The sequence below is a fragment of the Burkholderia sp. AW33-5 genome (assembly GCF_053427615.1).
On record NZ_JBSAXA010000002.1, the window covers coordinates 647,664 to 659,438 of the forward strand.

An 11,775-nucleotide genomic window follows, 5' to 3' on the forward strand; every position below is an offset into this window, starting at 1 on the left:
CCTTATTGGGTTTCCAGTTCGCCGAGCAGCGCATCGATCGCGCTCGCCGCGTCGGTCTCGCCGCGTGCCGCGCAGGCCGCGTCGATCGCGTCCGCGCAGCGTGCGAGCGTGCGGGTGTCGAACAGCGTGCGCAGCGGCAGCGCGAGGCCCCAGTGCAGGTTCGCCTGCGCATGCGCTTGCGTCGCGAGCAGCGAGTGGCCGCCGAGCTGGAAGAAATCGTCGTCGCGGCCGATCGCGTCCACGTGCAGCACGCGCTGCCAGATCGCCGCGAGCGCGCGCTGCGTGTCGGTCGCGAGTTCGACGGCCGCGGCCGCTTCGCGCACCGGCGCGGGCAGCGCATGGCGGTCGCACTTGCCGTTCGGCGTGACTGGCAGCGCGTCGAGTTCGATCAGCTGCGACGGCACCATGTAGGCCGGCAACTGTGCGCGCAGCGAATCCAGCAAGGCGGCACGGTCGAGCGGCCCCGCGTCGCCACATGCGACGTAGCCGATCAGCTGCGCGTCGCGCACGATCACGACCGCGTCGTGCACGCCGGGCGCCGCGCGCAGCAGCGCCTCGATCTCGCCCGGCTCGATCCGCTGGCCGCGCAGCTTCACCTGCGTATCGACGCGGCCGAGGTAATCGAGCGCGCCATCGGCGCGACGCCGTGCGAGGTCGCCGGTGCGATACATCCGGGCGCCCGGCACGAACGGATCGGGCAGGAAACGCTCGGCCGTCAGCCCCGGGCGGCCGAGATAGCCGCGCGCGAGGCCCGCGCCCGCCAGATACAGTTCGCCGGTCGCGCCGGCCGGCACGGGCTGCCAGGCCGCATCGAGCACGTGCAGCTGCAGGTTCGCGATCGGATGGCCGATCGGCACCGCGACGGCGCCGGCGTCGTCGGGGCCGCAGGTCCAGTGCGACACGTCGATGGCGGCTTCCGTCGGCCCGTACAGGTTCACGAGCGTCGCGTTCGGCACGAGGCGCGCGACCTTCGCGACGAGTTCGGGCGCGAGCGCCTCGCCGCTCGCGACGATCAGGCGCACGCTGTCGCATTGCGCGGCGGCGGAAAAATCGTCGAGATACGCGGCGAACGCGGCCAGCATCGACGGCACGAAGTGCAGCACCGTCACGCCGTGCGCATGGATCGCCGCCGCGAGGCGGGCCGGATCGCGGTGGTCGCCGGGGGCGGCGATCGCGAGCTTCGCGCCGGTCGCGAGCGGCCACACGAATTCCCACACCGACACGTCGAAGCCGAACGGCGTCTTGTGCAGCACGACGTCGTCGCGCGTCAGCCGGTACGCGTGCTGCATCCACGCGATGCGGTTCGCGAGCGCGCCGTGCGAGTTGCCGGCGCCCTTCGGCTTGCCGGTCGAGCCGGACGTATAGATCAGGTAGGCGAGCTGTGCGTCGTCGATGTCGGTTGCACAGTCGGCGGCGGCGGCGTCCACTTCGCCTGCCTCGTCCGCGAGCAGATCGGTCACCGTCAGCAGTTGCGTCGTCGCGTCGTCGCCGAGCGCGGCCTCGACCTGCTCGCGCAGATGCGCCTGCGTGATCGCGACCGCGGGCCGCGCGTCGCGCAGCAGGTACGCGATACGCTCGGCCGGATAGTCGGGATCGACCGGCAGGTACGCGGCGCCGGCCTTCAGCACGCCGACGAGCGCCGTCACCATGTCGAACGAACGCTCGACGCACAGCGCAACCGGCGTGTCCGGCCGCACGCCGCGCCGGCGCAATGCGGCGGCGACGCGCGTCGTGTTCAGGTCGAGCTCGCGATAGGTCGCGCGCTGCACGCCACCATGCGCATCCGCGTATTCGAGCGCGATCGCGTCGGGCGTCGCCCGCGCGGCGGCCGCGAATTGCAGATGCAGCGGTTTGCGTTGCGCGTCCGGCCACGTCCGCGCGGTGTCCTGCGCGCGCGCCAGTGCGTCGCGCGTCGCGTCGTCGGCGATCGACAGCGTGCCGAGCAGCGCGTCCGGCGTGCGGGCCAGCGCATCGAGCGCGCACGCGAACGCGCGGTGCCAGCGTTCGACCTGGTGCGTATCCACGCGCGCGGTGTCGTAGCCGTAGTCGATCGTCAGTTCGGCGCCGCTCTCGATCACGAGCGTCAGCGCGAAGTCGGTCGACTCGATGCTGCGCACGCCGCTCAGTGCGAGCGCGCGCGGATCGGCGTCGCGCGCCGTGTCGTCGACGGGATAGTTCTCGAACACGACCAGCGTGTCGAACAGTGCGCCGCCGGCGCCGCGTGCCCAGCGCTGGATGTCGGCGAGCGGCGTGTGCGCATGCTCGGCCGCAGCCGCGTTTTCGCGCTGCAGCGCCTGCAGCCAGTCGGCCGCGCGTTGTTGCGGCGCGGGTGCGGTGATGACGGGCAGCGTGTTGATGAAGAGACCGAGCACCGTGTCGACGTCCGCGAGCGCATCGGGACGGCCCGCGACGGTCGCGCCGAACGCGACGGCCGGCTGGTGCGTCATGCGTTGCAGCGCGAGCGCCCAGGCGCCCTGCACCAGCGTGTTGACGGTCAGCTTCAGCGCACGCGCCGTTTGCGCGACACGCGTCGTCGCAGCCGCGTCGATCGTCGCGCGCCACGTGACCATCTGCGCATCCGCGCGGTCGGCCACGCGCTCGGCGATCAGCGTCGGTGCGTCGAGACGCGCGAGGCGCCCGGTCCAGAAACGCTCGTCGGCCTCGCGGTCGCGCGTGCCGAGCCACGCGATGAAGTCGCGATAGCGCAGCGCCGGGCGGCTCGCGAACGGCGACACCGCGTCGGGGTCGCGATAGTCGCGCAGCACGTCGGCAAGCAGGCGCGCCGTGCTCCACCCGTCGAGCAGCACGTGATGGCGCGTCCACACGACGCGCCACGCGTCGTCCGTCACGCGGATCAGCGTGAGCCGCATCAGCGGCGGCTCGCGCCAGTCGAAGCCGCGCGCGCGGTCGGCCGCGAGCCACGCGTCGAAGTCGGTGTCCAGCGTGTCGCCGCGCATGCGCCAGTCGAGCTGTTCGACCGGCATCCGCGCATGGCGATGCACGCATTGCAGCGGTGCGGCCTCGTCGGGCATCACGCTGGTGCGCAGGATGTCGTGGCGTGCGATGGACGCGGCGAACGCGGCCGCGAGCCGGTCGGCATCGAGCGCCGTCGCGGTCGCGACGAGCTGGTTCACGTAGCTTGCATGACCCGGCGCGAACAGCGCATGGAACAGGATCCCCTGCTGCATCGGCGACAGCGGATACACGTCGTCGATCGTGCGCCAGTCGAGCGGCGCGCGCTCGATCGCGGCCTGCGTGAGGCCGGCGGCCCGGGCGAGCGGAAAATCGCCCGGCGTCGCACCGCCGCCGCGATGCGCGACACGCGCTGCGCATGCGTCGGCGAGTTCGCGCAGCGCGGCGGCAAAGCGATCCGCGAATGCATCGATCGTCGCGCGCGCGAACTGCGGCGCACCGTAGACCCAGTGAATCTTCAGCGTGCGTGCGCCGTCGCGGTCGGTATCGAGGTATGCGTGAATCGCGAGCGTGTTGCCGAGCGGCCCTTGCGGGTCGCGCTCGATGCCGGTGCCGCCGAAGCGGGGCACGAGCGTCGCGTCGCGCGGTGCGTCGAACTGGCCGAGATAGTTGAACGTGACGCGCGGACGCGGCACGGCGGCCAGCGCCGCACGCGTCGCCGCGTCGCCGTAATGCTCGAGCACGCCGAAGCCGAGCCCCTTGTGCGGCACCGCGCGCAGCGTGTCCTTGACGGCGCACAGCGTGTCGCGCGCGGTGGCTTCGACGGGCAGCGTGACCGGATAGTGGCTCGTCAGCCAGCCGATCGTGCGGCTCGCGTCCGCGTCGTCGAACAGCGCCTCGCGGCCATGCCCCTCGAGTTCGACGCGGCACGACGCGGCGCCGCTGGCGCCGGCCAGCGCCAACGCGAGCGCCGCGCCCAGCAGTTCGATCGTCTGCGTGCGATATGCGGCGTGCGCGTCGGTCAGCGCGGCGCGGGTCAGCGCCGCGTCGATCGTCTGCACGACGACGGCCGCGTCGGCGTTCGTCGCCGGTGCGTCGGGATGATCCGGCACGAGATCGTCGCCCTCCGCCATGCCGGTCCAGTAACCAGTTTCGTCGGCGAACGGCGATGCCGGATCCGTCGCGGCACGTGAGAGGCGCGCGGCCCAGGCATCCGCACGCAAGCCCGGCTGGGACAGGCGAACCGGCGTGCGCTCGCATGCGGCGCGATACGCGGCGTCCAGGTCGTCGAGCAGGATGCGCCACGACACACCGTCGACGATCGCGTGATGAATCGCCAGATACAGCCGCGTCGCGCCGTCCGGCAGCCGCGCCGCACATGCGCACGCGAGCGGCCCGCGGCCGAGATCGAGGCGGCGCTGCAAGGCGTCGAAGCGCGTCAGCGCGTCGGCTTCGTCGCGCGCGGAGACCTCGACGAACGGAAGCGCGTCGTACGGTTTCGCCGCGTCGCTCGCGTGCCAGTGGCCGTCCGCGCCGCGTGCGAAGCGCTGGCGGAATGCGTCGTGATGCGTCAGCAGCGCGTCGAATGCACGTGCGAACGCATCGGCGTCGAACGGGCCACGCACGTCGAACGCGACCGACTGGTTCCAGTGGCCCGGATGCGGCACGTCGAGCGCGAAGAAGCGTTGCTGTGCCGGCGTCAGGATCGCCGCTGCGGCAGCCGTTGCGGCCTGAGCCGGCGCCGATGTCGATGCCGACGGCGCGGCGGCGACGTCCCCGGTTTTCGCGATGCGCGCAAGTTCGGCGATCGTCGGCCCGTCGAACAGCTGCTTCGGCGTGAAGCGCACGCCGCGCTTGCGGGCGCGTGCGATCACCTGCAGCACCAGAATCGAATCGCCGCCGAGCTCGAAGAAGTTGTCGTCGCGGCCGACGTGCGGCGCCTTCAGCACCGCCTGCCAGACTTCGGCGAGCGCCGTTTCGACCGGGCCCTGCGGCGCGTCGCCGACGGCAACCGCCACCGGCGCGGCGGCCAGTTCGCGCAGCGCCGCGCGATCGATCTTGCCGTTCGCCGTCACCGGCAGGCGCGCGAGCGCGACGAACTGCGCGGGCACCATGTAGTCGGGCAGCGTCGCGCCGAGTGCCGTACGCATGGCGGGCTCGTCGAATGCCGCGCCGTTGCGCATCACGACGAACGTCGCGAGCCGCAGGCGGGCGTCGTGTTCGACCGCGAGCGTCTCGGCCTGCGCGATCGGACCGGCCGCGCGTACCGCCGCGCTCACCTCGCCCGGTTCCACGCGATAGCCGCGAATCTTCACCTGGTCGTCGATGCGGCCGAGGAACGCGAGACGGCCGTCCGCGCGCAGGCGCACGCGGTCGCCGGTGCGATACAGGCGCGCACCGGGCGTGAACGGATCGGGCACGAAGCGCTCGGCGGTCTGCGCCGGTCGGTTCAGGTAGCCGCGCGCCACGCCCGGCCCGCCCAGATACAGCTCGCCCGTTGCACCGGCCGGCACGCACGCGCCGAATGCGTCGAGCACCAGCGCGCGCGCATTCGGCAGCGGCAGGCCCAGCGGCACGCCGCTCGCGGGATCGCGCGCATCGGCGCCGATCGACGCGGTGTCGCACGCGATCGCGCCGACGGTCGCTTCGGTCGGCCCGTAATGGTTGACCACGCGGCAGGCCGGCGCGAGCGCGGCCAGGCGCGCGACGAGCGCCCACGTCAGCGTTTCGCCGCCGGTCACGAGCGCGTGGCGCGGCAGCACGTCGGCCGGCACGCGCGCATCGAGCAGCGCCTGCAGGTGGCTCGGCACGATCTTCAGCACGCCGACGTCGCGGCGGCGCATCTCGTGTGCGAACAGGTCCGGATCGAACGCGCACGCGGCCGGCAGCAGGTGCAGCGTGCGGCCTGCGCACAGCGCGCCGAACAGCGTCGTGTGGCCGAGGTCGGCGGCGACGGTCGACACCATCGCGAACGACGCGTCCGGTGCGAATGCAAGTTCGTCGAGCATCCCCTGCACGTAGTCGGCCAGTGCGCCGTGCGACACGACGACGCCCTTCGGCGTGCCGGTCGAACCCGACGTATAGATCAGATAGGCGCCCTGCCCGGGATGCGGCGCGACGCGTACGCCGGCCGCATGCGCGAGCGTCGCGTCCTGTGCGAGCGCGTCGACATCGAGCGGCTGCGCGGCGCTGCCGGCCGGCCACGCGGCCCCATCCCGCCCCTGCGCGACGAGCGCCCAGCGTGCACCGCAGTCGGCGGCCGCGGCCGCGACGCGTGCGGCCGGCTGGGCCGGGTCGAGCAGCACGGCCAGCGCGCCGGCCTTCAGCGCGCCGAGCAGGCCGACGACGAAGCGGACGGAACGCTCGATGCAGACGATGACGGGGGCTTCGGCCGTGGCACCGCGCAGCGTCAGCGCATGCGCGATGCGGTTCGACGCATCGTCGAGTTCGGCGAACGTCAGCGACGTCGACGCATCGGCGAGCGCGACGCGATGCGGATACGCGGCAGCCTGCCGCGCGAAGGCGGCGACGACGTCGGCGTGTTCGACGTTCAGCGCACGGCCGTCGCGCGGCTGGCGCGACACCGGCGACGCATCGCACGGCAGCGCGGCCGTCGTGCGGTGCGGTTCACGTGCGGCGGACGCGACGAGCGCCGCATAGCTGTCGAGCCACGCGCGCGCGGTGTCGGCATCGATGCAGTCGGTCGCATAGGCGGCGACCAGTTCGATGCCGTGCGCGTCGTCGGTGAAATCCAGCGCGAAGTCGAAGCGCGCGGCGAGATCAGGCCCCGGCGTCGCAACCGCGGTCGCGCCCGGCAGCACGCTGTCGTGCCGCGCATCAAACTGCTGCGCGAATTTCACGCGCAGCCATTCGTCGCCGCGCTTGACGGGCGGCTTCACCGCATCGACGACGCGCTCGAACGGCACGTCCTGGTGCGCGACCGCGTCGAGCGCCGCCGTGCGTGCCGCGTCGACCAGCGCGCGGAACGGCAGCGTCGGCGCCACCCGCACGCGCAGCGCGACCGTATTCAGGAACAGCCCGAGCAGCGCGCGCGTTTCCGGGCGCTGGCGATGCGCGACCGGCACCGCGACGACCACGTCGGTCTCGCCGGTCACGCGCGACAGCCATGCGTCGAGCGCCGCCAGCAGCACCGTGAAGACCGTGGCCTGCGCGTCGCGCGCCAGACGCCGGACGTCGGCAGCGACCGCGTCGGGCAGGCGGACCGACACGCGTGCGCCCTGCAGCGTGCGCGTCGCGCCCGGCTGGCGGTCGACCGGCAGTGCGAGCGGGCCCGGCACGTCGCGCAACGCGCCGCGCCAGTAGTCGAGCTGACGCTCGCCTTCGCCGCCGGCGAGCATGTCGCGCTGCCAGTCCGCGTAGTCGGCGTACTGGATCGGCAGTGCCGGCAACGACGGTTCGCGGCCTTGCGCATACGCGCGGTACGCGGCCGACAGCTCGTCGAATGCGCAGCGCGAGCTCCAACCGTCGGTGATCGCATGGTGCGCGGTCAGCAGCAGCCGGTGGCGGTCGTCGGCGAGCGCGACGAGCGTCGCGCGCAGCAGCGGCCCGTTCGACAGATCGAACGGCGTGCCGGCGTCCCGCTCGGCGAGGCGCGCAGCTTGCGCGTCGCGCGCGGCCGGCGGCTGGCCGCGCAAGTCGAGCGTCGCGATCGTGACCGGCAAGCGGGCATGGATGCGCTGCATCACGATGCCGTCGTCGTTGTCGACGAGGGTCGTGCGCCATGCGTCGTGCCGCTCGATCACGTGATCGAGCGCGCGCTGCAATGCGGCGCGGTCGAGCACGCCGTCGATCGTCCAGTGCGCGGCGATGTGATACGCGGCGCTGGCGTCGCGCGTTTGCGCGAGCACCCAGAAGCGCTGCTGTGCGAGCGATGCGGTGCGGTCGACGTACGGGGCGCCCGATGCGGCGGCATCGGCCGGCGCGCGGCGCGCGGCAATCGCGGCCAGCGGCGCGCCCGTTTCGCGTTCCGCGCGATCGACGTGCGCGGCCAGCTCCGCCAGCGCCGGATCGGCGAACAGCGTGTCGAGCCGCAGGTTCACGCGCAATGCGGCGCGGATCGCGGCCTGCAGTTGCATCGCGGCGAGCGAATCGGCGCCCAGCGCGAAGAAGCGAGCGTCGCGCGACGGCGTCGCGTCGAGGCCGAGCAGCGTTTGCCAGAGGCCGGCGATCTGCTGCTCGGTCGGCGTGCGCGGGGCGTCGCCCGCGGGCCGTTCGGTGTCGCGGGCGGCGGCGATGCGCTCGCGTAGCGCGGCACGGTCGATCTTGCCGTTCAGCGTGTACGGCAGCGCGTCACAGCGCACGAACCGGTGCGGCTGCCACGCGGCGGGCAACTGCGCGCCCACGTGCGCCTTCAGCGCGGCATCGTCGGCGGCCGCGCGCAGCGCGACGCACGCGATCAGCCGCGTCGGCCCGTTGCCGGTTTCGGCGATCACGGCCGCGTCGGCCACCGCCGGATGCGCGCGCAGGCACGCGGCGATTTCCGCGGGCTCCACACGCACGCCGCGCACCTGGACCTGGTCGTCGAGACGGCCGAGATAATCGAACGCGCCGTCGACGCGCAGACGTGCGAGGTCGCCGGTGCGGTACACGCGGGCACCGGGTTCGCCGTGCGCATCGGGAATGAAGCGTTCGGCCGTCAGCGCCGGACGGCCGTGATAGCCGCGCGCGAGACATGCGCCGCCGAGCAGCAGCTCGCCGCCCTCGCCCGGTTCGCCGGACTCACCGCCATCGATGCGCGCGACGCGCGGGCCGATCGCGCGACCGATCGGCAGCGACGCATATGCATCGTCATCGGCCAGCACCGGCATTTCGCCCGGCTCGACCGGCCACAGCATCGGGGAGATCACGGCCTCGGTCGGCCCGTAGCCGTTGATCAGGCGAACCGACGGGAACGTGCGGCGCACGAATTCGAATGCCTGCTGCGGCAGCGCCTCGCCGCCGAACGCGAGCACGCGCAACGCCGGCGGCACGCCGTCGCGCGCGGCGACGGCCGCGAATTCGCGCAGATACGCGGGCGGAAACGCGGCGACGCTGACGGATTCACTCATCATCAGCGCATGGGCGGCGTCCGGCGCGAACGGCTGCGGCGGCGCAATCGTCACGCTCGCACCGACGGCGAGCGGCGCGAGCCAGCATTCGTGCGCGGCATCGAAATTGACCGACGCAAAATGCAGCAGGCGGTCGCCGCCCTCGATCGGCAGCGCGGCCGCGAGCGCGTCGCAATGCGCGGCGAGCGGCCCGTGTTCGACGATCACCGCCTTCGGCGTGCCGGTCGAGCCCGACGTATAGATCATGTAGGCCGCCGAGCGCGGATGCACCGGCACGTCCTCGTCGTCGACGAAGGCGGCGGCCGCCGCATCCGCGGACATCGCGTCGAACGCGTGTTCGAACGGCGCGCCGAGCGCCGCGCGGCCGGCCGCGTCGACGATCCCGTGGCGCAGTTGCGCATCGCGGACGATCCAGTCCAGACGCGCGGCCGGATGACGCGGGTCCAGCGGCACGAATACGCCGCCCGCCTTCAGCACGGCAAGCAGCGCGACGAACAGCTCGCACGAGCGTTCGACGCAGACGCCCACCCGCACTTCCGCGCCGACACCGGCCGCGCGCAACTGGCGTGCAAGGTGCGACGCACGCGCATCGAGCGCGCCGCGCGACAGGCGCAGGTCGTTCTGGAAAGGCGCGACGAGCGCGGGCGCGTCGGGCGCGCGGCGCGCCAGTTCGCGAATTCGGTGATGCAGCGCAGTCGGGAAACTCGTCATGTGCGTGAAGTCCTTCGGTCCGGCCGCTTCGGCCAAGTCTCGGGGCCGCATGGGGCGGCTTCACTGGTGTGACGAACGGCGCGGCCGATTTTTTACCGTTTTGCGCGCAAAGCCAGAACGGATGCATTTTTTGAAGGCACCGCTAAATATTTGCGCGGCCCGTTCGTCTATCAGGGAGGAAAGCCGCGACCGGGCCCGTCCGGTGCGCTCCTTCGCATCAATCCTGCCGTTTCCGCATATTTGCCTGCCCTTCATTTACCGACGTTGCCGATGACCGCCGCCCACGAGCCCGCTTCCCCGCCGTCCCTCGACGCCTCCCCCGGCCGCCCCGCGGCCCGCCTGATCCTCGCGCTGCTGCGCGAAAGCCGCGCGTCGCTCGCGCTGGCGCTCGTCGCCTGCGTGCTCAACGGCGTCGCGAGCGTGCTGCTCGTCGCGACGCTGAACCGCGCGCTCGCGACGCCCGGCGCGGCCGACGCGTCGCTCGCGTGGCGCTTCGCGCTGTGTGCGGTGATCGCGCTCGTCACGCGCATCGTGTCGGGCACGCTGTTCGCCCGGCTGTCGCAGGACACGATGGCGCGGCTGCGCGTGCATCTCGCGCGGCGCGTCGGCGCGGCCGAGCTGCGCGACATCGAGCGGATCGGCGCGGCGCCCGTGCAGTCGGTGCTGACCGACGACGCGACCAACGTGTCGATGCTGTTCTTCGCGCTGCCGAACCTGGTGATGCACGGCTCGATCGTGTTCGGCTGCCTCGGCTATCTCGCGTGGCTGTCGTGGCCCGTGTGCCTGCTCGCGCTGACCGCGATCGTCGCGGGCTCGCTCGGCTATCACACCGGCGACCGTCGCGCGATCGCGTCGCTCGAGGCGGCCGGCCAGGCGCAGGATCGCCTGTTCGGCTATCTCGGCTCGCTGTTCTCCGGCGCGAAGGAACTGAAACTGCACGACGCGCGCGCGCGCCAGTTCGTCGACGGCCAGCTCGGCGCGGCGATCGGCGAGGTGCGCGACCATCGCCGCCGCGCGTTCAGCGCGTATGCGGTCGGCGTCGGCTGGATCATCTTCCTGTTCTACGTGTTCCTCGGCGCAGCCGCGTTCTGGCCGCAGCTCGGCGTGCATGCCGATGCGGGCACGGCGGCCGGCTACGTCGTCGTGTTCCTGTTCATGCTGGTGCCGCTCGACGGGCTGCTGAACAACCTGCCGACCGTCAATGCGGCGCGCGTGTCGCTCGGGCGCATCGAGGGCGTGATGGCCGAATTCGGCGCGCTGCGCACGGTGCCGCCCGCCAGCGACGCCCCCGACGTGCCGCCGGCCGGCGCCGTCACGCTGCGCGGCGTCACGCACGCGTATTTCCACGAACGCGACGAGCGGATGTTCCGGATCGGGCCGATCGACCTGACGATCCGGCCGGGCGAGCTCGTGTTCATCGTCGGCGGCAACGGCAGCGGCAAGACGACGCTCGCGAAGGTCCTGACGGGGCTCTACGAGCCGGAGGAAGGCGCGATCGAGGTCGACGGCCGGACGATCGGCTGGCGCGAGCGCGCCGCGTACCGGCAGCGCTTCAGCGCGGTGTTCAACGACTTCCACCTGTTCGATGCACTGCTCGGCATCGTCGATCCCGACGATCCGGCGCGTGCGCAGGCCGATGCGCGCGCGAACGCGCTGGTCGCGAAGCTCGCGCTCGATCACAAGGTGAAGGTCGTCGACGGCGCGTTCTCGAACCGCGCGCTGTCGACCGGGCAGCGCAAGCGGCTCGCGCTCGTCGTCGCGTATCTGGAAGACCGGCCGTTCTACCTGTTCGACGAATGGGCGGCGGACCAGGATCCGTCGTTCAAGGCGGTGTTCTACGAGCAGCTGCTGCCCGAACTGCGCGCGCGCGGCAAGGCCGTGATCGTGATCACGCACGACGATCGCTATTTCGATCTCGCCGACCGCCTGCTGAAGCTCGACAACGGACAGATCGTCAGCGACACGACGCCCGCGCGGTCGCGCGCACGGGATGGCGCCGATGCGCTCAGCGCGTAAGCATGCGTGAGCACCGGCTTCCTGCGTGCCGCAATTGCCGCGCGCGCAGGCGGCTGGTGCTCGGCTC

2 protein-coding genes are annotated in these 11,775 nt (G+C 72.5%); one reads left to right on the plus strand and one right to left on the minus strand.

Going from position 1 to position 11,775, the window contains the following annotated elements:
• Window positions 1-2: 2 nt before the first annotated feature.
• Window positions 3-9,692, minus strand: coding sequence for an amino acid adenylation domain-containing protein (locus tag ACV22V_RS06460; protein WP_448013317.1), 9,690 nt, complete (start codon window positions 9,690-9,692; stop codon window positions 3-5).
• A gap of 270 nt (window positions 9,693-9,962) precedes the next feature.
• Between ACV22V_RS06460 and ACV22V_RS06465 the strand changes: the two genes are divergently transcribed.
• Window positions 9,963-11,708 carry a cyclic peptide export ABC transporter gene (locus ACV22V_RS06465; RefSeq protein ID WP_059691735.1) on the plus strand — a complete coding sequence of 582 codons (1,746 nt, stop codon included), beginning with the start codon at window positions 9,963-9,965 and terminating at the stop codon, window positions 11,706-11,708.
• Window positions 11,709-11,775 lie beyond the last annotated feature (67 nt).

Coding starts and splice junctions, on each gene's coding strand:
- ACV22V_RS06460 (WP_448013317.1), bottom strand. CDS start 9,692: ATGACGAGTTTCCCGACTGCGCTGCATCACCGAATTCGCGAACTGGCG.
- ACV22V_RS06465 (WP_059691735.1), top strand. CDS start 9,963: ATGACCGCCGCCCACGAGCCCGCTTCCCCGCCGTCCCTCGACGCCTCC.